The 25,615-nt window shown below is 66.7% G+C and carries 23 protein-coding genes; 14 read left to right on the top strand and 9 right to left on the bottom strand.

Features of this window, described 5'->3' with window-relative positions:
• Positions 1-32 precede the first annotated feature (32 nt).
• Positions 33-1,115, bottom strand: a complete 1,083-nt coding sequence (locus tag ACGLHR_RS03395; protein ID WP_400091902.1) for a porin — start codon at positions 1,113-1,115, stop codon at positions 33-35.
• Positions 1,116-1,694: 579 nt separating this feature from the next.
• On the opposite strand from ACGLHR_RS03395, the gene ACGLHR_RS03390 reads away from it, so the two are divergent.
• From ACGLHR_RS03390 to ACGLHR_RS03375, 4 genes are all read left to right on the top strand, one after another.
• Positions 1,695-2,177: a tripartite tricarboxylate transporter TctB family protein gene (locus tag ACGLHR_RS03390; protein WP_400091900.1), complete on the top strand. Its 483-nt coding sequence runs from the start codon at positions 1,695-1,697 to the stop codon at positions 2,175-2,177.
• Between the two features lie 5 nt (positions 2,178-2,182).
• The gene (locus tag ACGLHR_RS03385; RefSeq protein ID WP_400091897.1) at positions 2,183-3,721 is read left to right on the top strand and encodes a tripartite tricarboxylate transporter permease; all 1,539 of its coding nucleotides are present in this window, start codon (positions 2,183-2,185) and stop codon (positions 3,719-3,721) included.
• 210 nt (positions 3,722-3,931) lie between these two features.
• Complete coding sequence (locus ACGLHR_RS03380) at positions 3,932-4,165, top strand: AbrB/MazE/SpoVT family DNA-binding domain-containing protein (protein ID WP_400091895.1); 234 nt, start codon at positions 3,932-3,934, stop codon at positions 4,163-4,165.
• On the top strand, positions 4,152-4,559 hold the full coding sequence (locus ACGLHR_RS03375; protein ID WP_400091893.1) for a PIN domain-containing protein: 408 nt from the start codon (positions 4,152-4,154) through the stop codon (positions 4,557-4,559). The genes ACGLHR_RS03380 and ACGLHR_RS03375 overlap by 14 nt, the downstream gene beginning before the upstream one ends.
• Before the next feature lie 227 nt (positions 4,560-4,786).
• Here ACGLHR_RS03375 and ACGLHR_RS03370 read toward each other — a convergent pair whose 3' ends face one another.
• Positions 4,787-5,506 carry a GntR family transcriptional regulator gene (locus tag ACGLHR_RS03370; protein ID WP_400091890.1) on the bottom strand — a complete coding sequence of 240 codons (720 nt, stop codon included), beginning with the start codon at positions 5,504-5,506 and terminating at the stop codon, positions 4,787-4,789.
• Positions 5,507-5,655: 149 nt separating this feature from the next.
• Between ACGLHR_RS03370 and ACGLHR_RS03365 the strand changes: the two genes are divergently transcribed.
• Positions 5,656-6,501 (top strand): fumarylacetoacetate hydrolase family protein, encoded by an 846-nt coding sequence (locus tag ACGLHR_RS03365; RefSeq protein ID WP_400091888.1) that lies wholly within the window; start codon positions 5,656-5,658, stop codon positions 6,499-6,501.
• A gap of 81 nt (positions 6,502-6,582) precedes the next feature.
• Here the strand turns inward: ACGLHR_RS03365 and surE are convergent, their stop codons facing one another.
• Complete coding sequence (gene surE / locus ACGLHR_RS03360; protein WP_400091886.1) at positions 6,583-7,353, bottom strand: 5'/3'-nucleotidase SurE; 771 nt, start codon at positions 7,351-7,353, stop codon at positions 6,583-6,585.
• 229 nt (positions 7,354-7,582) lie between these two features.
• Between surE and ACGLHR_RS03355 the strand changes: the two genes are divergently transcribed.
• The 5 genes from ACGLHR_RS03355 (at position 7,583) to ACGLHR_RS03335 (ending at position 13,320) form a co-directional block, all read left to right on the top strand.
• Complete coding sequence (locus ACGLHR_RS03355; protein WP_400091885.1) at positions 7,583-8,518, top strand: DMT family transporter; 936 nt, start codon at positions 7,583-7,585, stop codon at positions 8,516-8,518.
• The gene (locus tag ACGLHR_RS03350) at positions 8,502-9,323 is read left to right on the top strand and encodes an AraC family transcriptional regulator (RefSeq protein WP_400091883.1); all 822 of its coding nucleotides are present in this window, start codon (positions 8,502-8,504) and stop codon (positions 9,321-9,323) included. The genes ACGLHR_RS03355 and ACGLHR_RS03350 overlap by 17 nt, the downstream gene beginning before the upstream one ends.
• A gap of 344 nt (positions 9,324-9,667) precedes the next feature.
• Positions 9,668-11,047, top strand: a complete 1,380-nt coding sequence (locus ACGLHR_RS03345) for an amino acid permease (RefSeq protein ID WP_400091882.1) — start codon at positions 9,668-9,670, stop codon at positions 11,045-11,047.
• A 122-nt stretch (positions 11,048-11,169) separates the two neighbouring features.
• Positions 11,170-12,138 carry a ferritin-like domain-containing protein gene (locus ACGLHR_RS03340; protein WP_400091880.1) on the top strand — a complete coding sequence of 323 codons (969 nt, stop codon included), beginning with the start codon at positions 11,170-11,172 and terminating at the stop codon, positions 12,136-12,138.
• 42 nt (positions 12,139-12,180) lie between these two features.
• Positions 12,181-13,320 carry a glycosyltransferase gene (locus ACGLHR_RS03335; protein ID WP_400091877.1) on the top strand — a complete coding sequence of 380 codons (1,140 nt, stop codon included), beginning with the start codon at positions 12,181-12,183 and terminating at the stop codon, positions 13,318-13,320.
• Positions 13,321-13,343: 23 nt separating this feature from the next.
• Here the strand turns inward: ACGLHR_RS03335 and hpnA are convergent, their stop codons facing one another.
• Positions 13,344-14,345 carry a hopanoid-associated sugar epimerase gene (hpnA, locus tag ACGLHR_RS03330; protein WP_400091875.1) on the bottom strand — a complete coding sequence of 334 codons (1,002 nt, stop codon included), beginning with the start codon at positions 14,343-14,345 and terminating at the stop codon, positions 13,344-13,346.
• Between the two features lie 158 nt (positions 14,346-14,503).
• Here hpnA and ispH point away from each other — a divergent pair, with 158 nt between their 5' ends.
• Together ispH and hpnH are read left to right on the top strand one after the other, a co-directional pair.
• Entirely contained in the window at positions 14,504-15,505 is a 1,002-nt protein-coding gene (gene ispH, locus ACGLHR_RS03325; protein WP_400091874.1) for a 4-hydroxy-3-methylbut-2-enyl diphosphate reductase, read from the top strand.
• A 33-nt stretch (positions 15,506-15,538) separates the two neighbouring features.
• The gene (gene hpnH, locus ACGLHR_RS03320) at positions 15,539-16,708 is read left to right on the top strand and encodes an adenosyl-hopene transferase HpnH (protein WP_400091873.1); all 1,170 of its coding nucleotides are present in this window, start codon (positions 15,539-15,541) and stop codon (positions 16,706-16,708) included.
• Between the two features lie 116 nt (positions 16,709-16,824).
• On the opposite strand, the gene ACGLHR_RS03315 is transcribed toward hpnH, so the two are convergent.
• Positions 16,825-17,472 carry a phospholipid-binding protein MlaC gene (locus ACGLHR_RS03315; RefSeq protein ID WP_400091871.1) on the bottom strand — a complete coding sequence of 216 codons (648 nt, stop codon included), beginning with the start codon at positions 17,470-17,472 and terminating at the stop codon, positions 16,825-16,827.
• Between the two features lie 281 nt (positions 17,473-17,753).
• Here ACGLHR_RS03315 and ACGLHR_RS03310 point away from each other — a divergent pair, with 281 nt between their 5' ends.
• On the top strand, positions 17,754-20,423 hold the full coding sequence (locus tag ACGLHR_RS03310) for an MMPL family transporter (RefSeq protein WP_400091868.1): 2,670 nt from the start codon (positions 17,754-17,756) through the stop codon (positions 20,421-20,423).
• A 37-nt stretch (positions 20,424-20,460) separates the two neighbouring features.
• The gene (locus ACGLHR_RS03305; RefSeq protein ID WP_400091866.1) at positions 20,461-21,312 is read left to right on the top strand and encodes a VacJ family lipoprotein; all 852 of its coding nucleotides are present in this window, start codon (positions 20,461-20,463) and stop codon (positions 21,310-21,312) included.
• A 90-nt stretch (positions 21,313-21,402) separates the two neighbouring features.
• On the opposite strand, the gene ACGLHR_RS03300 is transcribed toward ACGLHR_RS03305, so the two are convergent.
• The 4 genes from ACGLHR_RS03300 to ACGLHR_RS03285 all read right to left on the bottom strand — a co-directional run bounded on the left by ACGLHR_RS03300 (position 21,403) and on the right by ACGLHR_RS03285 (position 25,576).
• Positions 21,403-22,077, bottom strand: a complete 675-nt coding sequence (locus ACGLHR_RS03300) for a phosphorylase (protein ID WP_400091864.1) — start codon at positions 22,075-22,077, stop codon at positions 21,403-21,405.
• A gap of 32 nt (positions 22,078-22,109) precedes the next feature.
• Positions 22,110-24,125 (bottom strand): squalene--hopene cyclase, encoded by a 2,016-nt coding sequence (gene shc, locus ACGLHR_RS03295; RefSeq protein WP_400091862.1) that lies wholly within the window; start codon positions 24,123-24,125, stop codon positions 22,110-22,112.
• A gap of 93 nt (positions 24,126-24,218) precedes the next feature.
• The gene (gene hpnD / locus ACGLHR_RS03290) at positions 24,219-25,097 is read right to left on the bottom strand and encodes a presqualene diphosphate synthase HpnD (protein ID WP_400091861.1); all 879 of its coding nucleotides are present in this window, start codon (positions 25,095-25,097) and stop codon (positions 24,219-24,221) included.
• A 227-nt stretch (positions 25,098-25,324) separates the two neighbouring features.
• Positions 25,325-25,576 carry a hypothetical protein gene (locus ACGLHR_RS03285; RefSeq protein ID WP_400091859.1) on the bottom strand — a complete coding sequence of 84 codons (252 nt, stop codon included), beginning with the start codon at positions 25,574-25,576 and terminating at the stop codon, positions 25,325-25,327.
• Positions 25,577-25,615 lie beyond the last annotated feature (39 nt).

Here is a 25,615-nt window from a genome sequence, read left to right as displayed (position 1 = left end):
CCAGGTGCTACTCGGTTACCGCTTGTTACCGCTTAGAAGCGGTGACGCACGCCGACGGTGGCGCCGGTCTGGTTCGCGCCCGGCAGAGCCGTGCCGCTACCGTTCAGGCCCAGGGTGGAGCCCGACTTGTTCTTCACGTAGCCGATGTTCACGTAGGCATCGGTGCGCTTGGACAGCGAGTAGTCGCCCGACAGCACGTACATCCACGAATCCGCGCCGCTGTTCTTCAGGTCGGTGTAATACGCCGCGCCGGTCAGCTGGAACGCAGGCGTGAACTTGTACTGCGCGCCTGCCCAGTACACATTGCTGCGGGTGACGGTGGCCGTGGCGCTTGCCGTGCCGTCGTCACGCAGCCAGCGGTAGCCCGCAAACACCTTGGCATCGCCGAAGGCATAGGATGCGCCGATGGCCGCGCGCTTGGCGCTGCGATCCTTCAGTGCCACCGACGAGCCCTGGAACTGGTCATACGCGGCGCCGACCGAGAAGCTGCCAACGGCGTAGGCCAGGCCCGCGCCGTAGTTGCGGCCCACCTTGCTTTCGCCCGGCACTTCGCTGCCGTTGGTCACCGTGGCATCGCGCCCGGTGCTGTAGAAGCCGGTAGCCGTCAGGCCGCCGAACTTGCCCGTGTACTTGAAGGCGTTGTCGGCGCGGCCGTTGAACAGCGAGTCGACGCTGTTGAGCGAGTAGCGCGGGCCGACGGCCATCGGATCATAGGCACCGAACAGGTCGTACAGCGCGTTTTGCTGGCGACCCAGCGTAACGGCGCCGAAATCGCCCTGCAGGCCCACGTACGACTGGCGGCCGAACAGGCGGTTGCCCTGGCCAGAGGCACCGGTATCGATATCGAAGCCGCTTTCCAGCACGAAGATACCCTTCAGGCCACCGCCCAGGTCTTCGCTGCCGCGCAGGCCCCAGCGCGAGCCCGACAGGTTGCCGGAGTTCATGCGGGTAACGGTGCCACCCGCGGAGCCAGTGGCCGGCATGTGGTTGATGACTTCGATGCCGACGTCGGCAATGCCGTACAGCGTGACGCTGGACGAGGAGGTTTGGGCGAACGCTGCGCCGGAGGCTGCGGCAGCGGCCGCGGCAGTCATTGCAAGGAGAGCTTTCTTCACTGATTTTCTCTGTCTTATGGGATGGATGAGGCAGTCTTCCGCCGGCCGCGGGCAACCATGCGATAGACGCCATGAACCGCACCCGTGGCGGCAGACCGCATTGTCTGCCCCAAATGTGAAAGCTTGATGTCGGTGTGAATCTACATGTCTGAATGACTGCAATTACGGTCATCCAGGTGCGGCCCGCGGCTGCCGTGGCATCCAGCCGTCCGCAGGATATAGCACAACGTGATGTAAACGGAATCTCGCCGGGAGCGGACCGCGCGTGAGCAGACCACCACCTGGCTGCGCCATGGCGTGGGATTCGATGCCGAAGTTCCCTGCCCCGTTAATTTTCAGCGCTAGGGATTACGCCTATCCACGAGAAAATCTCTTCAACATTGCTACCCCGAAAGCCGTTTGCAAGCCGTCGGAAAGCCGTTTGGAAGATGCCGTTCCTACAGTCTCGACACCCGCTCACGCCCGCGATGAAGTCGCGGCAAGGCAAGGGCGTAAAAACAGGAGACGGAGGAATTACCTCATGTATCAACACACCAACGCGCGCTGCCGTTCGGGCAGCCGGACCAGAGGGGGTCTGCAATGAACACCCCCTCGCGTTTCAAGAAGGACTACTACGGCGGCGGGCTGATGACGCTGATCGGGCTTGCCACGCTGGTGGCCGGGCTGCAATACCACACCGGCACCCTGAGCCACATGGGGCCCGGCTTCTTCCCGGCAGCGGTGGGCGCGCTGCTGGCGATCGTCGGCGTGATCATCGCCATCTCGGCGCGCAAGGAGCCACCGGCGCAAGCCCAGGCATCCGGGCACGGGCATGGCGCCGGCCTGCCGGATCTGCGCGGATGCGCCTGCATCATCCTGGGCGTGCTCGCCTTCCTGCTGCTAGGTGAATACGGCGGCCTGATACCCGCCACCTTCGCCATCGTGTTTATCTCGGCGCTGGGCGACCGGAGCAATACCGTGAAGCAGGCCGCCATCCTGGCGCTGGCGATGTGCGTCATCGCCACGGTCGTGTTCTGGTGGGCGCTGCAATTGCAGCTGCCGCTGTTTGCCTGGGGGGTCTGAACATCATGACCGCGAACGCTCTGCATGATCTCTGGTTCGGCTTTGGCGTTGCCTTCCAGGGCTCCAACCTGATGTGGTCCTTCTTCGGAGTGCTGATGGGCAACCTGATTGGCGTGCTGCCCGGCATGGGCGCGCTGTCGGCCATTTCCATCCTGCTGCCGCTGACCTATGCCATGCACCCGGTGCCTGCCATCCTGATGCTGGCGGGGATCTTCTATGGCTCGCAATATGGCGGCGCCATCGGCGCGATCCTGCTCAACCTGCCCTCTCACCCGCCGCACGCGGTCACCTGCCTGGACGGCTATCCGATGACGCGCGCCGGCAAGGGCGGCACGGCGCTGGGCATCACCATGATCTGCTCATTCTTCGCCGCGTCGGTGGGCATCATCGTGATGATCTTCGCCTCGCCGCTGCTCACCGAGATCTCGTTCAAGTTTGGCCCGACCGAGATCTTCTCGATCATGCTGCTGGGCTTGCTGGCAGGCTCCACCATGTCGCGCGGCTCGCCGTTGAAAGGCGTGGCGATGACGCTGTTCGGCCTGATCTGCGGCTGTGTCGGCACCGACGTGAACAGCGGTACCTTCCGCCTGGCGATGAACATCCCGGAGCTTAGCGACGGGCTGGAACTGGTCGCCATCGCCATGGGCCTGTTCGGCGTGGCGGACTTCCTGCTAAACGTCAACCGGATGAGCGTGATCGCCAGCAAGGCCAAGCTGCGCATCCGCGACATGCGGCCCAGCCTGGCCGAGCTCAAGACAGCCTTCTGGCCGATGGTGCGGGGCACCGCGGTAGGCACGGTGTTCGGTGCCATGCCCGGGACCGGCCCCACCATCACGACCTTCGTCGCCTATGCCCTGGAGCGCAAGATCTCCAAGACGCCGGAGAAGTTCGGCACGGGCATGATCGCGGGCGTCGCCGGGCCGGAAGCCTCCGCGCACTCCAAGACGCAGGTCGACTTCATCCCCACCATGAGCCTCGGCATTCCAGGCGACGCCGTGATGGCGCTGATCCTTGGCGCGCTGATGATCCAGGGCATCGCTCCGGGACCGCAGCTGATCAGCGATCACCCCGATATCTTCTGGGGCCTGATCGCCAGCTTCTGGATTGGCAACCTGCTGCTGATCGTGCTGAACGTCCCGCTGATCGGCATATGGGTCAAGCTGCTGCAGGTGCCCTACCGTTACCTGTTCCCCTCGGCCATGTTCTTTATCGTGGTCGGTGTGTTCAGCACGCAGAACAGCCTGTTCGAGATCTGGGAAGTGCTGGCCTTCGGCGTGATCGGCGCGCTGCTGATGTGGCTTGGGTTCTCGGTGGCGCCGATCCTGCTCGGCTTTGTGCTCGGGCCGATGGTGGAAGAGAACTTCCGCCGCTCCCTGCTGCTGTCGCGCGGCGACATGATGGTGTTCGTGCATCGACCGATCAGCTGCGTCTTCGTCGTGCTGTCCGCCTTGCTGTTGACCGGCGTCACTTACTCCGCGTGGCGCGCCCGCGGCGCCGGCAAGCAGGCCGCGCTTGCCGGCGGCGGGCTTGCCGTCAGCGAGTAGCCATCGCGCAAGCCTGGACCGACGCGGCTAGCCTGGGAAAGGATAGTCCGCGTCGAACGCCGCGAAACGTGCCTGCCCGCGCGGCGCCAGGCACAGGACAAACTGAGCCTGATACGCCTCAATCACCTGCCATTCTTGCTGACTCTGGCGCAATGATATACATTTCACAATGTATATCATTCCCGACTGCCATGGGAGCAGAATCAGATCATGCAAGTCAGTAAATGGGGAAACAGCCTGGCTATCCGCCTGCCCGCCTCCGTGGTGGACGCGCTGGAATTGCACGAAGGCGATGACATCGAAGTCGTGATCGCCGACGAACGGGTATTCCAGGTCCGGAAGAAACTCGGCAGCGCCGACTATCTGGCGAAACTAAGGCGGTTCCGCGGGCGCCTGCCGGCGGATTTCAAGTTTGACCGGGACGATATCAATGACCGTTCGTAAGGCATTCATCGATAGCAATGTATTGTTGTACCTGCTGTCCACCGACGCGGCAAAGGCAGATCGCGCCGAAGCCATCGTCCTGGCCGGGGGCAGGATCGGCGTGCAGGTATTGAACGAAATCACCAACATAGCGCACCGCAAGCTGGCCATGCCATGGCAAGAAGTGAACGAGCTTGTGAGCCTGATCCAGTCAATGTGTCCCGTTGAGCCCCTCACACTGGAAACACATGAAAAAGGCAGGAAGATTGCCGAACGCTACGGGTTCAGCGTCTACGATGCGATGATTGTTGCCGCGGCACTGTTGTCAGGCTGCGAGGTCCTGTACTCCGAGGATATGCAGGACGGGATGGAGATTGAAGAGGGATTGCGGATTTGCAATCCGTTTGTGGCTTGAGTGGGTCACGTAGGAACTCAATCCAAATGGCCGCCGTGCCATGCGACCAACGCTGCGGCGACCAGATCGGGCGGGAGGAACTCCTGCTCCAGGCGCGATCGACCGGCATCAATCTGGCCGCACCGGCCAAAGCGTGCGACTTCCGGCGCGCAGTCCGATAGCGGGGAGCAGCATTGCCGGTGCAGTGTCCGGCGATAGCGGACCTGCGCTGAATCAATCGCCCAAACCTAAACCGCCCCCTTCTCCCCCCCTGCAACCGCCTGAATAAACTCCGCAGTCTGCCAATAGTGCCGCGTCAGCAAAGACACTGCACGCTCCACATCCCCCGCCAGCACCGCCTGCGCCACTGCCGCATGCTCCGCATGCACATCCCGCACGCCATAGGCATTGCGGATCGAGCATTGCCGGTACCGATAAGCCTGGTCCGCTAGTTCTTCGCTGAACTGCCGGAGCCAGCGCGAGCGGCAGTTCGCGATCAGGCTGCGATGGAACTCGCGATGCAGCCGCTCCCATTCCCGGTTGGGCACGTAGGCGTCGTCCTGCGCCGAGCGCGGTGTCCGCGAGAGCCGATGCAGGGCAAGCACGATCTGCTCTTCCCACTGCGTGGAGGGATGCGCCATCGCGTCCTTCAGCGCCATCACATCGATATCGGCACGGGTGCGGGTGAGCGCTTCGAGTTCGTCGAGGTTCAGTGAAGCTGCGGTGAAGCCGCGCTGGTCGTGGCGTTCCACCAGCCCTTCCGCCGCCAGCCGGCTCAGCGCTTCGCGCACCGGCGTGTTGCCGGCGGCGTAGCGCTCGCAGATGGCTTCGATGCGCAGTTTCACGCCGGGCTCGATACCGCCATTCAGGAGGTCATCGCGCAAGCGTTTATAGACCGAACTGGCGACCGTCGCGGCCGGCGTACGTGCCGGATCGCTGGCGGCGGGCTCGGGAAGTGATGTAGGCATGACTCGCATAGGACAAATTCTATCGATTTTTGCGATGACATGATACGGATCATCCTGATGTTAACCATAATCACAGAAATATCGATATTCAATACAATGACGATTAATATCGATATTTTTGGATATCTCAACCTTGGACGGAGTGTGCGATGCGGCTGGCAAGATACGAATTCGATGGGAAAACCTGCCTCGGCGTGGTGGAAGGGACGGAGATCGTCGAGGCTGCGGCGGGGGCTGCGGACTGGAGCGAGTGGTTTGGATTTTCCGACACGGCGCGTAGTCGTCTGACCGAGGCACTCGCGGGCGCGCGGCGCCTGCCGCTGTCCGAGGTGCGGTTGCTGACCCCGCTGGCGAAGCCGGGCAAGATCGTCTGCCTTGGCCTGAATTATTACGATCACGCTGCGGAAGGCGGCAATGCCAAGCCGGAATACCCAGCGTTCTTCTTCCGGGGCGCAACGTCGCTGCTGGCGGCCCAGGCACCGATCCAGCGCCCGCGCTGTTCGGACAAGCTCGACTATGAGGCGGAGCTCGCGGTGATCATTGGCAAGCGGGTGCGGCATGCCAGCCGTGCCGGCGCGCTGGACTGCGTGGCCGGCTACGCATGCTTCAACGATGCGTCTGTGCGCGACTACCAGCGCAAGACCGCGCAATGGACGATCGGCAAGAACTTCGATGCTACCGGGGCGTTCGGGCCCTGGATCGTCACACCGGATGCTCTGCCGGCAGGCGCCGCGGGCTTGCGCATCCAGTCCCGCCTGAACGGGCAGGTCATGCAGGACTCCAACACGAAGCACATGATCTGGGACGTGGCGGAAACCATCGCCCTGCTGACCGAATGCCTGACCCTGGAGCCGGGCGACGTGATCGCCATGGGCACGCCGGCCGGCGTGGGCTATCCGCGTACGCCGCCGGTGTTCATGAAGCCGGGTGACACGATCGAAATCGATATCGAAGGCGTTGGCGTGCTGTCCAACCCTGTGGTGGACGAACCCTGAAGCGCGCGCCGCGACCAGCCAGGATCTGGCCGTCGGAGTAGCACCTTGCGTTCGAAACCCTCCTGCGCGCTGATCGTCACTTCAAAGCCGCCCCGCCAGCTCCGCGGCCGCCTCCTCGTCGGTGCGCTCGAAGCGCAGCGGCGTCACCGAAATAGCGCCCCGGCCGACCACCACCGCCTCGCTGTCGTCGGTGTCCGGCTGCGGGCCGCGCGAGAACTGCAGCCAGTGATATGCGATGCCGCGCGGGTCGACATGCGCCCTGACGGCCAGATCCTTGACGAGGCCCACGCCCTGCCGGGTGACGGTGAGCAGGCCGGCGGACTCGGGCTCCACATCGGGGAAATTGACGTTCAGGCAAGCCTGCTGGTTCCAGCCGGCAGCAAGCAGGCGGCGGATCACGCCGGGGGCCAGCGCGCGCGCCGTCTCCCAGCGCACCGCGTTGCGATCGGTGAAGGCCTGGCTCAGCGCGATCGCCGGGATGCCTAGCAACACGCCGGTCATGGCGGCGCCGACGGTGCCTGAGAACACGGTTTCAAGGCCAAGGTTGGCGCCGCGGTTGATGCCCGACAGGACCAGGCTGGGCGGGGCGTCGGCCATCAGGTGCCGGGCGGCCATGACGACGCAGTCGCCCGGGGTGCCGCTTACGCCGAAGCGGCGCTCGCCTTGCTGGCTGACGCGCAGCGGCGCGTGCAGGCTCAGGGAGTGCGAGGTGCCGCTCTGGTCATGCTCGGGCGCGACCACCCAGACCTCGCGCGCCAGCGTTGCCGCCACGGCTTCAAGCACGGCCAGGCCAGGGGCGTCGATGCCGTCATCGTTGGTGAGGAGTACGCGTTCCAAAAGGGGTTCGGACATGGATATTGGGAGGCTCTAGGTTGACGAATTCCGGGCTGCCTTGCGCGGCACGCGGCGTGGCAGCCAAGGCTAGCGCCAAACTATAAACCGAAGCCGTGACGATCCGCCCACGCACCAGCCACGCGCCGGCCGCGCATTGCCGGATTTGCCAAGACGGCACGGCATCGGGCGACTAAGCTGCAGCCCATTGTTGCCGCCCTCGCTCGCGCCGCCGGCGCGCTGAAACACCATGCCGTCATCCCGCCTCACCGTCCCCGCCACGGCCGCCTGGCTGTCCAGCCTGGCCTTTGTCCTGATCTGGTCCACCGGATTTATCGTGGGCCGGGCCATCGTGCCGGTGGCCCAGCCCAGCCTGTTCCTGCTGGCCCGCTTCTGCCTGGCGGCCGTGTTGTTCGCGGCCGTGGCCGTTGTCGGCGGAGCGCGCTGGCCGGCGCTGCGCGAAGTGCCACGGCACTTGCTGGCGGGCGCGCTCTTGCACGGAAGCTACCTGGGAGGCGGTTACTGGGCGATTGCACATGGCCTGGCGCCGTCGGCCATGGCCTTGCTCGGTGCCTTGCAACCGGTGCTGACCGCGCTGCTGGCGATCCCGCTGCTGGGAGAGTTCCCTTCCCGGCAGGGCTGGGGCGGGCTTGCGCTGGGCTCCCTGGGCGTAGTATTGGTGGTGGCACCCGCCACCCTGGCCAGCGCGCCCAGCCCCGTTTCGCCATGGGTGGTGCTGGTGGCGATCATTTCCATCCTCTCCATCACCATGGGCACGATCCTGCAGAAAACCTCGATTGCCGCTGCCGACCTGCGCACCAGCATGGCCTGGCAGAACGTGGGCGGCGCCCTGGTAGCCGGCGCGCTGGCATGGATGCTGGGCGAGTCGCACTGGCAGCCGGGCGTGGCGCTATGGGCGGCGCTGGCCTGGGCCACGCTGGTGCTGTCGGGCCTGGGCACCTATCTGCTGGTGCGCATCGTCCGGCGCGGGCAGGCTGCTACCGCCGCGTCGCTGATGTTCCTGGCGCCGCCGCTGGCGGCGCTGCAGGCCTGGCTGTTGTTTGGCGACAAGCTCGGGGCCCTTCAGCTGCTGGGCCTGCTCGTTGCCGGCGTTGGGGTCTGGCTGTGCCAGACCGGCCAGGGTGCCGGAGTCCCTCGAAGAACCAGCCATGCCACTGCGCGATGACGATTCCGTTGCGGTAGCGCAGGCGAGCCGGCCGGCTCCGCTGGTGGAGACCCGCGTCTACCAGCCGGAGCGGGAGTGGCATCGCCATGACTATCATCAGGTCCTGTTCGGCCTGGATGGTGCCTGCGAGCTGGAAATCGGCGGCCACCTGCACCGGCTCGATCCCTGCTGCGGGCTGATCGTGCCCGCCGGTGAGCGTCACGACTTCCAGGGGCTGGCCGACAACCGGCAACTGGTACTGGACATGCCGCCGGGCTCGCTCGCGTTGCCGGCCGCGCTGATCGACCGGCCCACGGCGTTTGCAATCACCGGCGGCTGGGGTGAGCGCGTGCGGCGCCTGGCTGCGCTGCCTCAGGGAGCCAGCTCCCGGCAACATCACTGGCAACTGGCCGCTACCCTTGCCGCCGACCTGGCGCAGGCGCTGGGCGTGGGCGGCCGCGCCCAGCCAGCGCGTTTTCCGCTGGCGGAAATAGACGCCTACCTGCGCCAGCACCTGGACGCGCCGCTGCGGGCCGACCAGCTCGCGGCACAGTTCGGCTGGAGCGTGCGGCGCTTCCACACCCTGTTCTGCGACGCCTTTGGCGATACGCCGCATCGTTACCAGACGCGCCTGCGGCTGGACCAGGCCGCGCGCCTGCTGGCGGACCGGGCCCAGCCGCTGGCGGATATCTCGCTGGCGCTCGGCTTTCCCGACCAGACCACCTTTACGCGCAGCTTCACCCAGCGCTTCGGCATGCCGCCGGGCGCGTGGCGTGCTGGCCTCGGGCTGGCGGACATCGCCTTGCCGGCATCGCGCCGACGCTAGCGCGCAGCGGCGATCGCCGCGGGAACCTGGCAGTAACTATTACTGCCAGATGTCGATATTTCGCAAACAAATGCTGATCGATTGTCTTTAACCTGCACGCCACTTCCGTTCAATGATGCCGCACCTGGCTGCCTGCCTGATTTCCTGCCTTTGTATTTAAAGGCACGCAATTGCGCTGGCAGCCAGATTTTCAGTAGAACATGCCCATCCGGCATTCCCTGCAAACCTGCGGCACCGGCCTTCGTCGCGCATCATCTGCGCGGCGTGGCCACGGAAGCAGGAAGAGCACCCGGGCCGCCCCCAAAAGGGGCGCTTCCGGACAATTACCGATCGGAGACAAGAAGATGAAAGAAAACGCGGAAGCGTTGCACCGCGGCCTGGGTGAGCGCCAGATCCGGCTGATGGCGCTGGGCTCGGCCATTGGCGTGGGCCTGTTCCTGGGCTCGGCCACCGCCATCAAGATGGCAGGCCCGGCCATCATGCTGGCCTACATCATCGGCGGCGCCATGATCTTCCTGATCATGCGCGCGCTCGGCGAAATGGCCGTGCACAACCCGGTGGCAGGCTCGTTTTGCCGCTACGCGCAGGACTACATGGGGCCGCTCGCCGGCTACCTGACCGGCTGGAACTACTGGTTCCTGTGGCTGGTGACCTGCATCGCCGAAATCACCGCCGTTGCCATCTACATGGGCATCTGGTTCCCGGACGTGCCGCGCTGGATCTGGGCGCTTGCGGCGCTGGCGGCGATGGGCTCGATCAACCTGATGACGGTCAAGGCCTATGGCGAATTCGAGTTCTGGTTCGCCATGATCAAGGTCGTCACCATCGTGCTGATGCTGGTGGGCGGCACCGGCATGATCGTGGCCGGCTTCGGCAACGGCGGCGTGGCTGTCGGCATTTCCAACCTGTGGCAGCACGGCGGCTTCATGCCCAACGGCGCTTCCGGCGTGCTGATGTCGCTGCAGATGGTGATGTTCGCCTACCTCGGCGTGGAGATGATCGGCCTGACCGCCGGCGAAGCCAAGAACCCGCAGAAATCGATCCCCGGCGCCATCAACTCGGTGTTCTGGCGCATCCTGATCTTCTATGTGGGCGCGCTGTTCGTGATCCTCGCCATCTACCCCTGGAACGAGATTGGCACCCAGGGGAGCCCCTTCGTCATGACCTTTGAGCGCCTGGGCATCAAGACCGCCGCCGGCATCATCAACTTCGTGGTGCTGACCGCCGCGCTGTCGTCGTGCAACGGCGGCATCTTCAGCACGGGCCGCATGCTCTACAACCTGGCCCAGCAAGGCCAGGCGCCGCGCGCCTTTGCCGTGGTGGACCGCAATGGCGTGCCGCGCCGGGCCCTGCTGGTCTCGATCGCGGCGCTGCTGTGCGGCGTGTTGCTCAACTACCTGGTGCCCGAGAAGGTGTTCGTGTGGGTGACCTCGATCTCCACCTTCGGCGCGGTCTGGACGTGGGCCGTGATCCTGGTCACGCAGATGAACTTCCGCCGCGGCCTGTCCCCGGCCCAGCGCAGCAAGCTGGCCTTTCGCATGCCTTTCTGGCCTTATGGCTCGTGGGTAGCGCTGGCCTTCCTGGGCCTGGTGGTCGCGCTGATGGCGTACTTCCCGGATACGCGCATCGCGCTGTATGTGGGCCCGGCCTGGCTGATCCTGCTGACGGTGCTGTATTACAAGCTGGGCATGCAGTCCCGCTCGCCGGTGCAGTACCAGGGCTAAGTCCCGGCCTGCCTTGCCTTTCCATGCAGTACCCTGCGCGTGCCGGGACACTTGTCCGGCACGCGCATGCGCGCCGGCCACGCTAGAATTACCCCCGGACCATCAACCGCCAGGGGAGCAGGATGTCAGACGCGCTTGCCACACCCAGCAGAACCAGCGAGCCGAGCACCGAGGCCAAGGCCGCCGCCGTGGTCGCGGCCCTCGCAAAGGCCGAGATCGACCAGGCCGACCATGCCATGCGCAACTGGACCGACCCCGGGCCCGGGCCGGTCCGCATCGGCTCGCCGCAGCATTTGCGCATGTTCTGCAATATGCTGCTGCAGACCCACAACCCCTACAAACCCGCTGTCATCGACTGGCCCAGGCTTGACCCGGATGCCCTGCACCGGGTGACCTCGCTGCCGATCTGGGATATCGCGGTACAGACCGAAGGCCGTGCCTCCGTGCGAGTGCAGGCCTTTGCCGATACCATGACCGATCCCCTGCTGCGCAGTGCGCTGGAGATGGATGGTGGCGAGGAGGCGCGCCACAAGGTGGTGCTGTCGAAACTGGTGGAAGCCTACGGCGTCGCCCTGGCGCCCGAACCCGAGTACCGCCCGACCGCTGACGTGGAGTGGGGCTGGCTGGTCACCGGCTACAGCGAGTGCATCGATAGTTTTTTTGCCTTTGGCCTGTTTGCCGCGGCCAAGCGCTCGGGCTTCTTCCCCGCTGAACTGGTGGAAACCTTCGAGCCGGTCATCCAGGAGGAAGGCCGCCACATCCTGTTCTTCGTCAACTGGGCGGCCTGGTATCGCCGCAACCTGCCCTGGTGGAAGCGTCCGCTATACACACTCAAGGTGATGCGGGTGTGGGCCTTCCTGATCTGGGAGCGCGTTGGCATTGCACGCGGCATCGATGCCGACGGCGTGGCCAAGGACGCCAATTTCTCCATCAACAGCACGTCCTCGGTCGCCGAAGCCCTGTCTCCGCGGGCGATGATCGAGCTTTGCCTGGCGGAGAACGAGCGCCGCATGGCCGGCTACGATCCGCGCCTGCTGCGCCCCGAAACCGTGCCCAAGCTGGCCCGCCTTGCCCGGCGACTGTTGCGATGATGCCGTCGCTGCCCTACCCATCCTGTCCTGGAGTTTTTTGAGATGTTTGTGTTGTCCCTGATCTCGCTCGCCATCTGGTGCGTGCTGCTGGCCGGCCGTGCCGGCTTCTGGCGGGTGCGCAAGCCCGGCCCCGCGCCCGCTCCGGCGCAATGGCCGGAGGTGGTTGCCATCATCCCGGCCCGCAATGAGGCGGACGTGATCGGCGGCGCCGTGGCCAGCGTGCTGGGCCAGGCTTATCCGGCGGCGCTGCGGCTGGTGGTGGTGGACGACCACAGCACCGACGGCACCGCCGACATGGCGCGCAGCGCCGCGGCGGCGCTGGGCAAGGCGGATGCGCTCACCGTGATCACGGCGCGCGACTTGCCGGCAGGCTGGAGCGGCAAGGTCTGGGCGCAGTCGGAAGGCCTGGAAGCCGCCGACAAGGCAGCGCCTGGCGCCAGCTGGGTGTGGCTCACGGATGCCGACATCCACCACGGCAATGGCGTGCTGGCCCAGTTGGTAGCGCGCGCCGAGCAGGAACAGCGGGACCTGGTGTCATTGATGGTGCGGCTGCGCTGCGCATCGTGGTGGGAGCGCCTGATCGTCCCGGCCTTTGTGTTCTTCTTTGCCAAGCTCTACCCGTTTGCGCGGGTGAACAATCCGCGCAGCGGCGTGGCGGCGGCCGCCGGGGGCTGCATGCTGGCACGCCGTACCGCACTGGCGCGTATTGGTGGATTTGCTGCGATCCGGGGCGAGCTGATCGATGACTGCAGCCTGGCCGCCTGCATCAAGCAAGGCGGCTCGATCCGCCTCGACCTGGCCGACGACAGCCTCTCCGTGCGCCCCTACGATGACTGGCGCAGCCTGTGGGACATGATTGCCCGCAGCGCCTACACCCAATTGCATTATTCGCCGCTGCTGCTGGCCGGCGCGGTGGCGGGCATGGTCCTCACGTACCTGGCGCCGCCCCTGCTGGCGCTCGGCGGCGGCCTGCGGCTGTGGCCGGCATGGGCCGCCTGGCTGGCCATGGCGCTGGCCTACGTGCCCATGCTGCGCGAGTACCGCCAGCCGCTCTGGCTGGCGCCGCTGCTGCCGGTGACGGCGTTGTTCTATCTCGGCGCCACGGTCGACTCCGCGCGCCGCTACTGGCTGCGCAAAGGCGGCCAGTGGAAGGGACGCGCGCAGGCGCCCCAGCGGGGCTGATCATGGCTGCCAACGCCCGGCGCTCAGCGCAGGTAGCCGGCGCTGCGGAACCAGTCGAGTGCCTCGCTCAGCCCTTGCTGGTAAGGCCGCGCTTGGTAGCCAAGCGCCAGGCGGGCCTTCTCCGAGCTGAAGAACATCCGGTATTTCGACATCGACAGGCCATCCGCCGTCAGGAACGGCTCCTTCCCGGTCATGCGCGCCACCGCCTCCGCCGCGTAAGCGAGCGGGTAAAGCGGCCAGCGCGGCAAGCGGATAGTGGGGGCGCGCCGCCCCGTCATGGCGGCAATATCGGCCAGCATCTGCTGCAAGCCCACATCCTGCCCGCCGAGGATGTAGCGTTCGCCGGTCACGCCGCGCTCGAGCGCCAGCATATGGCCTTCGGCCACGTCGTCCACATGCACCAGGTTGAGGCCGGTATCGACAAAGGCGGGAATCTTGCCGCTGGCGGCCTCGACGATGATGCGCCCGGTGGGCGTGGGCCGCACGTCGCGCGGGCCGATCGGCGTGGAAGGATTGACGATCACGGCCGGAAGCCCGTCGCGGGCCACCATGTGCTCCACCACGCGCTCGGCCAGCACCTTGCTGCGCTTGTAGGCGCCTATGGCCTCATGGCCGCCCATGGCAGCCTCCTCCGTCACCGGCGCGGTGGCGCCCGCCACGCGCAAGGTCGCCACGCTGCTGGTGTAGACGATGCGCTCGACGCCGCAGCTGAGTGCCGCGCCCATCACCGTCTCGGTGCCGGCCACATTGGTGCGCACGATTTCCTCGGGATCCGGCGCCCACAGCCGGTAATCCGCCGCCACGTGGAAGAGATAGCGCACGCCTTGCAGCGCGCTTTGCATGGCGCGCGCGTCGCGCATGTCGCCCTCTTTGATCTCCACGGGCAGCCCCTCCAGGTTGCGGAGCGGGCTGCCGGCGCGTACCATCGCCCGCACCCGAAAACCGCGCGCCAGTGCCTGCCGCGCTACTGCCGAGCCGAGAAAGCCGGATGCGCCCGTAACCAGGACGTAGTCCCCTGAACTCATATCACCCACCGGAAAAACCCTCAAAGTGTTGCTGGCTGTCGCCAGGTGCCAGGCAAAGGTTGCGGCACGGGTATATAGTAACCATCGTATGACGGGAAAGTGATTCCGGAATATCAACTCATGCTGAACCCGTTGACAGGGTCGGGGGGCCTATCTTTATGCAGGTGATTCTTGCTCAACCCCGTGGTTTTTGTGCTGGCGTCGTGCGCGCGATCGAGATTGTAGACCGCGCCCTCGTCAAACACGGAGCCCCGGTGTTCGTGCGACACGAAATCGTGCACAACAAGCACGTGGTCGAAGGGTTGAGACGCAAGGGTGCGCAATTTGTGGAAGAACTGGACGAAGTGCCGACCGGCGCCGTCACCATCTTCAGCGCGCATGGCGTCTCCAAGGATGTCGAGAATGATGCCAGGACCCGCCAGTTGCACTCGATCGACGCGACCTGCCCGCTGGTGATCAAGGTCCACACCCAGGGCCGCCAGTACGCCGCCAGCGGCCGCACCGTGATCCTGATCGGCCATGCCGGCCATCCGGAGGTCGAGGGCACGATGGGGCAGATCCCGGGCAAGGTGATCCTGGTGCAGAGCGAAGCGGAAGTCGCGCTGCTCGACCTGCCTACCGACACCCCGGTTGCCTACGTGACCCAGACCACGCTCAGCGTGGACGACACACGTAATATAATTGCCGCCCTGAGCCGGCGTTTCGCCAATTTGGTCGGGCCGGATACGCGTGATATCTGCTACGCCACGCAAAACCGCCAAACCGCCGTGCGCGAGCTCTCCAAGCAGGTGGAAGTGATCCTTGTGATCGGCGCCACCAATAGTTCCAACTCCAACCGCCTGCGCGAAATCGGCACGGAGAGCGGTGTGCCCAGCTATTTGATTGCCGATGGCAGCGAACTGAACCCCGAGTGGGTGCGCGGCGTCGAAATCGTGGGGATCACGGCCGGCGCTTCCGCCCCCGAGGAAATGGTCAAGGACGTGATCGCCACGTTGCGCCAGCTCGGGCCGGTGGACGTGTCGGTCATGGATGGCCGCGAGGAACACGCCGAATTCCGTTTGCCAGCCGAGCTGGCCGATCCGTCGCCGCGCAAGCAGGCAGCCGGCACGGCCACCGCCGAAGCCGCGCCGCAGCCGGACCCGCAAACCGCCGCTGGCTAACGCCCGGCCGCCCCTATAACAAGGAAGTACATTTTGGCCATTCCCTTTCTGCAGGTTGCCCGCGTGGGCGCCTATGTCGTCAAGCAGCATCTCTCGGGCAACAAGCGCTATCCGCTCGCGCTGATGCTCGAGCCGCTGTTCCGCTGCAACCTGGCCTGTAACGGCTGCGGCAAGATCGACTATCCGGACCCCATCCTGAACCAGCGCCTGTCGATCGAGCAGTGCCTGGGCGCGGTCGACGAATGCGGCGCGCCGGTGGTGTCCATTGCCGGTGGCGAGCCGCTGCTGCACAAGGACATGCCCACCATCGTCAAGGGCATCATTGCGCGCCGCAAGTTTGTGTACCTGTGCACCAATGCTCTGCTGATGGAAAAGAAACTGGACCAGTACGAGCCGAGCCCGTACTTCGTCTGGTCGGTGCACCTGGACGGCGACCGCGAGATGCATGACCGCTCGGTGAGCCAGGAAGGCGTGTACGACCGGTGCGTCGAGGCCATCGCCGCGGCCAAGAAGCGCGGCTTCCGCGTCAACATCAACTGCACGCTGTTCAACGACGCCGAGCCGGAAAAAGTGGCCCGCTTCTTCGACTCCGTGAAGGCCATGGGCGTGGACGGCATCACCGTCTCGCCGGGCTACGCCTACGAGCGCGCGCCCGACCAGCAGCACTTCCTGAACCGCGGCAAGACCCGCCAGCTGTTCCGCGACATCCTGGAGCGCGGGCGCGCCGGCAAGAACTGGGCGTTCAGCCAGTCCACGCTGTTCCTGGACTTCCTGGCCGGCAACCAGACCTACAAGTGCACGCCCTGGGGCAACCCGGCGCGCACCGTGTTCGGCTGGCAGCGTCCGTGCTACCTGCTCGGCGAAGGCTATGTCGACACCTTCAAGGAACTGATGGAAGGCACCGACTGGGACGCCTACGGCGTGGGCAACTACGAGAAGTGCGCCGACTGCATGGTCCATAGCGGCTTCGAGGCAACGGCGGTAGCCGACACCATCGCCCATCCGCTCAAGGCGCTGGGTGTGAGCCTGCGCGGCGTGCGCACCTCGGGCCCGATGGCAGCGGACATCGACCTGACCAAGCAGCGCCCGGCCGAGTACGTGTTCTCGAAGCACGTCGAGATCAAGCTCGAAGAGATTGGCCGCTCGAAGCCTTCCAAGGCAGCCAACGACGCCGCGGCACGCAAAGCCGCCGCCGCGCACTAAGCAAGAAAGCACGGCGGGATGCATAAAGGCTCGCTCCCGGGTACCACGCGTACCCGGGAGCGAGCCTTTTGTGTCTTATGCCGTCGCTGGCGCTGGCCCAGGCCAGGCGCGCAGGCTCAGGCGTCGGCGGTCTGGCGTGCGTTATGGTTGGCCAGGTACTTGAGCAGGCCGTCGATGCCGTTGCGCGCGACGATATCGGCGAACTGGCGGCGGTACACCTCGATCAGCCAAGCGCCCATCATGTTGATGTCGTAGATCTTCCAGCCGTTGCCGCTGCGCTGCAGGCGATAATCGATCTGCATTTCGTCGCCGTTGTTCAGCACGCGCGTCTCCACCACGACATCCGTGGCGCCGCTGGCGGCCAGCGTGGGCTTGTAGCTGAATTTCACGTTCTGCTCGCGCAGTTGCGACAGCGACACCGCGTAGCTGCGCACCAGCAAGGTCTGGAACTGCTCGTAGAGCTGCTTTTGCTGCTCGGGCGTGGCATTGCGCCAGGCGCTGCCGACGGCCAGCCGGGTGGTGCGCTCAAAATCGGCGTACGGCAGGAACTGGTGCTGCACGACCGCGGTAATCTTGGCGAGATCGCCGTTGCGGGTGTCGGGGCTGGACTTGATGGTGCCAATCACACCCTCGACCGCCGCACGTACCATGCGGTCCGGCGAGGACCTGTCGACCGTCTGGGCTTGCGCGGGGCAAACCACGGCCACTGCGGCGAACGGAACAAGGGGAACGAGGACCTGCAAAGCAATACCGTGTTTCTTCATGCGAATTTGGACCTGAGAATGCCAGTCGGTTCGCCGCCGGAAACGCCCGGCAGACTTGCCAAGAAAATCAAACAGGAAACGCGCCGCGCCGCGTTGCTGCAAGGCTGCAGCCCGGCCCGCGCGCACGTGCCGGGGCAGTATAGCGTACCGGCGCGCTCACTCCGGGCGAGCCCCACCCGCGCCGGCCCGTTATACTCGCGGCTGCCACTTTGCGTCCTGCTTTGCGCCTTTGACTACGCGCGTTGTTGCGCACCACACCGTTACTGCTTCCTATATCGCCCATGTTGACGTCGTTGGTCATCCGCATTGTCCAGTTTTCCACCCGCCGCGCGTGGCCCGTGATCGCGCTGGCGCTGCTGCTGACCATCGTCAGCGGCATCTATGTGGCCGGTCATTTCGCCATCAATACCGATATCAGCCGCCTGCTCGAGTCGGACCAGCCCTGGGCGCGCCGCGATGCCGCCGTGAGCGCCGCGTTCCCCCAGCGCGACCAGATGATCCTGGCGGTGGTGCAGGCGCCGGCGCCCGAGCTGGCGGACGCCGCCGCCAATGCGCTGGCCGACGCGCTCGCCAAGCAAGGCGAGCGCTTTCGCGCCGTCAGCCAGCCCGGCGGCGGCGAGTTCTTCGAACGCAACGGCCTGCTCTTCGTCGATACGCCCAAGCTGCGCGACGTTACGTCGCAGCTGACGCAGGCGCGGCCTCTGCTCAACGCGCTGGCGCACGACCCGACCCTGCGCGGCCTGGCCGACACGTTGTCGACCACGCTGTCGCTGCCGCTGCAACTGGGGCAGGTCAAGCTGGGTGACATGGCCAAGCTGCTCGGCAAGAGCGCGGATACGGTCGACCAGGTGCTGGCTGGCAAGCCGGGCGCCCTGTCCTGGACCGGGCTGGTCGATTCCAGCCTGGAACCGGCCCCGGGCCGCCCCGCCACGGCGTTCGTCGCGCTCAGCCCCGTGCTGGACTACGCCGGCTTGCAGGCCGGCGCGGATGCCGCCGATGCCATCCGCGCCACGGCCACCAAGCTGGGCCTGGCACAGCGCTACGGCGCCCAGGTACGCCTGACCGGCTCGCAGGCGCTGGCCGACGACGAGTTCGCCTCGGTCAAGGAAGGCGCCGCCTTCAATGGCGCGCTGACCGTGCTGGTGGTGATCCTGATCCTGTGGCTGGCGTTGCGCTCCAAGCGCCTGATCCTGGCCGTGCTGGCGAGCCTGGCCGTCGGCCTGGCCATCACCGCCGCCCTCGGGCTGGCCATGGTGGGCGCGCTCAACATGATCTCCGTGGCCTTTGCCGTGCTGTTTGTCGGCCTGGGCGTGGATTTCGGCATCCAGTTTGGCGTGCGCTACCGCGCCGAGCGCCATGTGCACACCGAAATCCCGGACGCGCTGGCCAGCACGGCGCGGGCGGTGGGCGTGCCACTGGCGCTGGCCGCGGCCGCCACCGCGGCGGCCTTCTTCTGCTTCCTGCCCACCAACTATCGCGGCGTGGCCGAGCTGGGCAAGATCGCCGGCGTGGGCATGCTGGTGGCCTTCCTCACCACCATCACGCTGTTGCCGGCGCTGATCACCGTGTTCCGCCCGAAGGATGAAGCGGGACGGGTCGAAGTGCCTGGCTTCAAATGGCTGGCGCCCGCCGACGAGTTCTTCGAGCGCAAACGCAAGGCCGTGCTGCTGGCAACCGGCGCCCTGATCCTGGCGGGGTCGCCGCTGCTGATGCACATGCGCTTCGACTTCGATCCGCTGCACCTCAAGGATCCGCATTCCGAGTCGATGGCCACCCTGCTCTCGCTCAAGGACGCGCCCCAGGCCGGCACCGACAACGTCAGCGTGCTGGCGCCCTCGCTGGCGGCCGCGCAGGCCGCCGCCGCCCGCCTGGCAGCATTGCCGGAAGTCTCGCGCGCCGTCACGCTGCAGACCTTCATCCCCGACGACCAGCCGGCGCGGCTCGCCTTGATCGCGGCCGCCTCGGCCAGCCTGATGCCGGTGCTGACGCAGGCAACGGCCACGCCTGCCAACGACGCCAGGCTCGTCAATTCGCTCAAGAACACGGCACGCCAGCTCGCGCTGGCCGCGGACGAGCACCCTGGCCCGGGCGCAGCCGAAGCGGCCCGCTTGGCGGCCTCGCTGCGCAAGCTTGCCGCAGCGGATGCGGCCACCCGCGAGCGCGCCGAGCAAGCCATCGCCCAGCCGCTGCGCCTGGCGCTGGCGCGCCTGCAGCGCGCGCTGTCGCCGCAGCCGATCACCCGCGAGACCCTGCCGCCGGCACTGGTGCGCGACTGGGTCGCCCCGGATGGCCAGGCTCTCGTCAGCGTGAGCCCCAAGCTTCCCGCCGCGGCCAAGCCGGGAGACGCCGCCAGCACCAGCGACAGCGATGCGCGCGACGCCGCGCTCACGCGCTTTATCGACGCCGTGCAGCGCGTCGAGCCCAGCGCGGTGGGCGGCCCGATCTCGATCCGCGGCTCCGCCGACACCATCTTGACGGCCTTTGCCCAGGCCGGCGCATGGGCCGTGCTGTCGATCACGCTGCTGCTGTGGATCACGCTGCGCCGCGTGGGCGATGTGCTGCGCACGCTGGTGCCGCTGCTGGTGTCCGCGCTGGTGACGCTGGAGCTGTGCGTGGTGTTCGGCATTCCGCTCAATTTCGCCAACGTGATCGCGCTGCCGCTGCTGTTTGGCATCGGAGTGGCCTTCAAGATCTACTATGTGATTGCGTGGCGCGAGGGCAAGACCCAGCTGCTGCAATCCCCGCTGACGCACGCCGTGCTGTTCAGCGCCGCCACCACCGCCACCGCCTTCGGCAGCCTGTGGCTGTCCCAGCATCCGGGCACCGCCAGCATGGGCAAGTTGCTGGCACTCGCGCTAGCATGCACGCTGGTCGGTGCCGTATTCTTTCAGCCGATCCTGATGGGGCGGCCGCGCGAGCGGTCGGCCCCCGCCACCGGTCCGGCCCATTGATCTCTCGCCTCCATAGATCTCTCGCCTCCATAAAACAATGACTCGCCCCGACTCTCGCCTCTCCCGCCTCCTGCCGGCGCTCTCGTTCTCGCTGTTGGTCACAGCCTGCGCCAGTGGCCCGCAAGCCAGCCCGGACGACCCCCTGGAGCCCCTCAACCGCGTCGTCTTCAAGGTCAACGACAAGGCTGACGAGTACGTGGCGACGCCGCTGGCCAAGGGCTACCGCGCCGTCACGCCGCAACCGGTGCGCACCGCGGTCACCAATTTCTATTCGAACCTCGCCGACGTCGGCAATACGGTCAACAACCTGCTGCAAGGCAAGGGCGTGGATGCGGCTGAAAGCTTCATGCGGGTGGCGGTCAACTCCGTGCTGGGCATCGGCGGCCTGATCGATATCGCCACGCCCGCCGGCATCGGCAAGCACTCCCAGGACTTCGGGCTGACGCTCGGCGTGTGGGGCGTGCCGGCCGGCCCGTACCTGGTCCTGCCGCTGTTCGGCCCCAGCTCGGTCCGTGACGGGGTTGGGCTGTATGTGAATTTCCAGCTCTCGCCGACCACGTGGGTCAACGATGAAGGCGTGAAGTGGGGCCTGTGGGGCCTGGGCTTCCTGGACGCGCGGACCAACGCGCTTGGCGCGACCGACCTGCTGTCGCTGGCGGCGCTGGATAAGTACAGCTTTGTGCGGGATGCGTACCGCCAGCGCAGGCAGTACCTGATCCAGGGTGGCGGAGGGAAGCTGCCGGATTATGAGGATAGCGATGCGCCTGCGCAAGGCGCGGCGCCTGCGCCTGCGCCTGGGGCGCCCGGAGCGCCCGGAGCGCCTGCGGCCACCCCCGCGCCAGCTGGCGCGCAAGACAAGAAGCCGGAAGGCGAAGCGAAGAAGCCCTGAGCCTGGCTTCACCCTGGTGCTGTGCTGCAAGCCGGATGCTTGCGGATGCAGCACCAGACAGGCTTCAGGCCGGCCGGGCCTTTAGGTTAATTAGCCTAAGCCAAACCCCATCCCGACCCTGCTCCGGGCGGCCTGCAGCGCAAGCTTGGCCAGCCTCGCATCCCTGCCCAGGCGGATCAGGTCCGGCACCTGTCCCGGCCCCGCCAGCAGCGCCTTGAGCAACGCCCGGATATCGGTGCTGCCATCGGGACCCATCCCGGCCACCGCCGCGGGCGGCACGTCCCGCTGCGCGGGATCGATCACCACCCGGCAGGCGGCAAACGGCAACCCGAATTCCTGAGCGACACGCGCCGCGATATGCGACTCCATGTCGACCGCCAGCGCACCGGTGGCCGCGTGCAATGCCGTCTTGGCCGCCACCGAGGTCACGGCCTCGTCAGCGCCGGCAAGCGCACCGGAGATAGCCTCGGGCAAGGCAAGTGAAAGCAAGCGCGACCAGCTTGCGTCAACGGGCCGCAATAGATTCCCATCATGGATTGCAGAGGCGACGATCACCCGGCCGGGCAACAGCGCCGGATCCAGCCCGCCGGCCACGCCAAAGCTGATCACGCCGGCGCAGGGATGCGCCAGGCGTTGCCGCAGGCCTTGCGCCAAGGCTTCGGCGCGCAGGCCGTGCAGGGTTTCCACACCGGGCCCGGCCGCGATGCCGGCCTCGAAGCGCATGCCGGTGACCACGAGCGTGGGACCGGCACGGCGTTGCGGCAAGGTTGGCTGCGGCGCCCACAAGCCTGGCGCGGTCACATCCCCCACGCGACGGCCCGCGTGCCGTCGCGGCGCAGGTTGCGGTAGCGCGCCAGCGCCCACAGCGGGAAGAAACGCGCGTAACCGTGGTAGCGCAGGTAGAACACGCGGGGGAAGCCCACCGCGGTGAAGCGCGCCTCGCTCCACAGGCCGTCGGCCTGCTGCATGCGCATCAGGTAGTCGACCCCACGCGCCACGGCCGGATGATCGACCTGGCCCGCGGCCATCAGGCCCAGCACCGCCCAGGCGGTCTGCGACGGCACGCTCGGCGCGATCTCGTAGCCCTGGTAGTCGAGGCGGTAGCTGCTGCCGTCCTCGCCCCAGCCGCCGTCGGCGTTCTGGATCGAGATCAGCCAGTCGGCGGCGCGGCGCATTTCCGGCGCTTCGGGCGCCATGCCGGCGGCGTTCAGCGCGCACAGCGCACTCCACGTGCCGTAGACATAGTTCGTGCCCCAGCGGCCATACCAGCTGCCGTCGGCCATCTGCTCGTCGAGCAGGTAGCGCTGGGCGCGCCGGAAGGCTTCGCTGCTGGCAGCGGTCTCGCCCAGTTGCGCCAGCATCGACAGGCAGCGCGCCGAGACGTCGGCGGTGGGCGGATCAAGCAAGGCGCCGTGGTCCGCGAACGGGATATTGTTCAGGTATTCATGCGTGTTCTCGGGCTCGAAGGCGCCCCAGCCGCCGTTGCCGCTCTGCATGCCCGCCACCCACTCGCGGGCACGGCTGACGGCCTCGTCGTAGCGAGAACGATGGCTGGCCGGGGCAACGGCCGGCGCGGCTGCGCCGGCGCGCGCCGCGCGGTCCATGGCCATCGCCACCACGGCGGTGTCGTCCACGTCCGGATAATGCGGGTTGGCGTACTGGAAAGCCCAGCCGCCGGGACGCACGTCGGGGCGCCGCACGATCCAGTCGCCGCGCACGTCCAGCACCTGCAGCGGGCGCAGCCATTGCAAGCCGCGCTCGACGGCCGCCTCGGCGCGCGGGCCGCCCACTTCCAGCAAGGCGTGGCTGGCCAGCGAGGTGTCCCATACCGGCGACAGGCACGGCTGGCAATAGGCTTCGTCGCCATGCACCACCAGCAGCTTCTCGATGGAGGCACGGGCCACCACGACATCGGGATCGGTGCGCGGCACGCCGAGCACGTCGAACATCATCACGGCATTCGCCATGGCCGGGAAGATCGCACCCAGGCCATCCTCGCCGTTCAGGCGTTCGCGCACGAACTTCTCGGCGCGGGCGATGGCGCGCGCGCGCAGGCTGCGGGGGAACAACGGCTCCGCCACGCGCAAGCCGGCGTCCAGCGCACGGAACAAGCTGAACCACACGCGCTTCTGATGCGGCGCGCGCGGGGCCAGCCGGGCCGCCTGGCAAGGACGGATGAACAGTTCGTCGATGCCCACGCCACGCGGGTTCCTGGCCTGGGGACGCAGGCTGTTGAGCACCAGCAGCGGCACGATCACCGTGCGGGCCCAGTACGCGACCTTGGACAGGTGGAACGGGAACCACAGCGGCAGCAGCATGATCTCGACCGGCATCATCGGCACCGCCTGCCACGGCATCACGCCGTACAGCGCGAGCAGCGTGCGGGTAAAGACATTGCTGGCCTCGGCGCCACCCATCGCATGGATGGCGGCGCGGGCGCGGCGCATTGGCTCCGACTCGGTGTCGTCGCCAATCATCTTGAGCGCGAAATACGCCTTCACGCTGGCGCTGATGTCCGAGCGGCCCTGGTGGAACAGCGGCCAGCCGCCATCGGCATTCTGGATGCGGCGCAGATAGCGCGCGATACGCGCTTCCAGCACGGTATCCGGGGTCTCGCCCAGATAGTGCACCAGCAGTACATATTCCGACGGGATCGTGGCGTCGGCCTCGAGCTCGAACACCCAGTGGCCGTCCGGCCGCTGGGCCGCCAGCAAGGCGTCTAGCGCGCGGTCGAGCGTGCCTTCCAGCTCGTTCTGCGCCGGCGCGCCAGGCGCTGGCTCAACCGAATTGGGGGATAGTGCAACTTGGCTCATCGGTCTCGACGTCCTCTCTTCAACAACGCATTTACGGCAATGCCGCACGCAGCCGTCAGTGGCCATATGCGGCAGTCAATCGGCGGGATCACCTCAGACGAGGCCATGCCGCAGCAAAATCCATAGCAATCGCGCGCGCGGCACCCGAACCCGCGCCCGCGGATTGGTCCAGCCGCGGGCCAGCAAACCCTGCAGGATCACGTGGTAGACCTCGCCCATGATGCGCGGCGAACGGACCGTGCGGCGCGGCGCCGCGTTCATGATGGCGAAAGCCTGGTCATAGTACGCCTGCGCCTGCTGCGCGACTTCCAGGCAGGCGCGGCCGACAGCGGGATGTCCGACGATGGCATGCGGCGTGCCGATCGGCACGCCCGCGCCCAGCAGCGCTTCGGCCGGCAGGTACACACGGCCCAGATCCGCGTCTTCGTCGATATCGCGCAGGATATTGGTCAGTTGCAACGCGCGGCCGAGGTGATGCGCCAGCGCTACGCCTGCATCAAGCTCCATGCCGAACACGCGCACGGCAAGGCGCCCTACCGCACTGGCCACGCGGTCGCAATAAAGATCCAGCGTGGCGTTGTCCGGCGCGCGGATATCGGCATGCACGTCCATGGCCATGCCATCGATGACGGCGAGGAAATCCTCCTGCAGCAATCCGAAGCGCTGTATCTGGGCGGTCAGGCCGCGCAAGGCCACCGGCGGCGTGCCGGCATAGCACGCGGCAAGATCGGCGCGCCAGGCGTCGAGCCCGGCAAGGCGCGTGGCGCGCGGGCCATCGCCATCGGCAATATCGTCCACCGCACGGCAAAAGCCATAGATCTCGAACATCGCCTCGCGTTGCGCAGCGGGCAGGATCTTGAGGGCGGTATGGAACGAGCTGCCGGACGATACGGCATGGCCCGCTTGCGGGACGGTTTGCACTGCGATTTCTGTTCCGGCCACGTAACTCCTCGTCACGCGTTGGACCGCCATGCTGCTTTGCTGCCTCGGCCTGGCTTGTCGCCACGGCCCGGCACGCAGCACCAGGCGGCATGTTTGGGGTAGTGGGCGATTATACCAACTCCGGCCATGGGCGCGGCCGCCAGCCGAAGGAGGGGGTTGGAGGGGGGTGTGCCGTGAGAGGCCACCGCCAGCGCCGCCGGGCCTTGCGCTGGCCTGTAGCGCGCGGCGCCGCGTTCAAATAATTGGCAGGCGAGCGCCTATTTGATGCGCTGGCTGGCGAGGCGGCGCTCCATCACGAATCTGCCGCGTCTTGGATCGTAGCGCGCTATTTCGATGTAGTTGGCGTCGTTTAGCGGATTGTTAGCGCATTCACCGGCACCCGCGCCAGCTGCCGCAGCCTGCGCGGCCAGGACTCGCTCGGCCTCGGCGGCGGCTCGCATGCGGCGCAGGTCGGCCAGCACGGGCGGCGAGATGCGATCGAGCAGACGGCTGGACCTTAGCTTGTTCATGGCGGCCTTCCTCGCAGGGATGGCGCCAGTGTAGGCCCG

The organism is Cupriavidus sp. CuC1 (assembly GCF_044627735.1).
In the GTDB taxonomy this organism is placed as follows: Bacteria; Pseudomonadota; Gammaproteobacteria; order Burkholderiales; family Burkholderiaceae; genus Cupriavidus; species Cupriavidus ulmosensis.
The sequence above is the reverse complement of the archived record's forward strand: the minus strand, read 5'-3'. Positions and strand labels throughout refer to the sequence as shown.

Coding starts and splice junctions, on each gene's coding strand:
- ispH (WP_400091874.1), top strand. CDS start 14,504: ATGCAGGTGATTCTTGCTCAACCCCGTGGTTTTTGTGCTGGCGTCGTG.
- hpnA (WP_400091875.1), bottom strand. CDS start 14,345: ATGAGTTCAGGGGACTACGTCCTGGTTACGGGCGCATCCGGCTTTCTC.
- surE (WP_400091886.1), bottom strand. CDS start 7,353: ATGTCCGAACCCCTTTTGGAACGCGTACTCCTCACCAACGATGACGGC.
- ACGLHR_RS03390 (WP_400091900.1), top strand. CDS start 1,695: ATGAACACCCCCTCGCGTTTCAAGAAGGACTACTACGGCGGCGGGCTG.
- ACGLHR_RS03370 (WP_400091890.1), bottom strand. CDS start 5,506: ATGCCTACATCACTTCCCGAGCCCGCCGCCAGCGATCCGGCACGTACG.
- ACGLHR_RS03385 (WP_400091897.1), top strand. CDS start 2,183: ATGACCGCGAACGCTCTGCATGATCTCTGGTTCGGCTTTGGCGTTGCC.
- ACGLHR_RS03335 (WP_400091877.1), top strand. CDS start 12,181: ATGTTTGTGTTGTCCCTGATCTCGCTCGCCATCTGGTGCGTGCTGCTG.
- ACGLHR_RS03380 (WP_400091895.1), top strand. CDS start 3,932: ATGCAAGTCAGTAAATGGGGAAACAGCCTGGCTATCCGCCTGCCCGCC.
- hpnD (WP_400091861.1), bottom strand. CDS start 25,097: ATGGCGGTCCAACGCGTGACGAGGAGTTACGTGGCCGGAACAGAAATC.
- ACGLHR_RS03345 (WP_400091882.1), top strand. CDS start 9,668: ATGAAAGAAAACGCGGAAGCGTTGCACCGCGGCCTGGGTGAGCGCCAG.
- ACGLHR_RS03355 (WP_400091885.1), top strand. CDS start 7,583: ATGCCGTCATCCCGCCTCACCGTCCCCGCCACGGCCGCCTGGCTGTCC.
- ACGLHR_RS03305 (WP_400091866.1), top strand. CDS start 20,461: ATGACTCGCCCCGACTCTCGCCTCTCCCGCCTCCTGCCGGCGCTCTCG.
- ACGLHR_RS03340 (WP_400091880.1), top strand. CDS start 11,170: ATGTCAGACGCGCTTGCCACACCCAGCAGAACCAGCGAGCCGAGCACC.
- ACGLHR_RS03375 (WP_400091893.1), top strand. CDS start 4,152: ATGACCGTTCGTAAGGCATTCATCGATAGCAATGTATTGTTGTACCTG.
- ACGLHR_RS03315 (WP_400091871.1), bottom strand. CDS start 17,472: ATGAAGAAACACGGTATTGCTTTGCAGGTCCTCGTTCCCCTTGTTCCG.
- ACGLHR_RS03285 (WP_400091859.1), bottom strand. CDS start 25,576: ATGAACAAGCTAAGGTCCAGCCGTCTGCTCGATCGCATCTCGCCGCCC.
- ACGLHR_RS03350 (WP_400091883.1), top strand. CDS start 8,502: ATGCCACTGCGCGATGACGATTCCGTTGCGGTAGCGCAGGCGAGCCGG.
- ACGLHR_RS03310 (WP_400091868.1), top strand. CDS start 17,754: ATGTTGACGTCGTTGGTCATCCGCATTGTCCAGTTTTCCACCCGCCGC.
- ACGLHR_RS03365 (WP_400091888.1), top strand. CDS start 5,656: ATGCGGCTGGCAAGATACGAATTCGATGGGAAAACCTGCCTCGGCGTG.
- shc (WP_400091862.1), bottom strand. CDS start 24,125: ATGAGCCAAGTTGCACTATCCCCCAATTCGGTTGAGCCAGCGCCTGGC.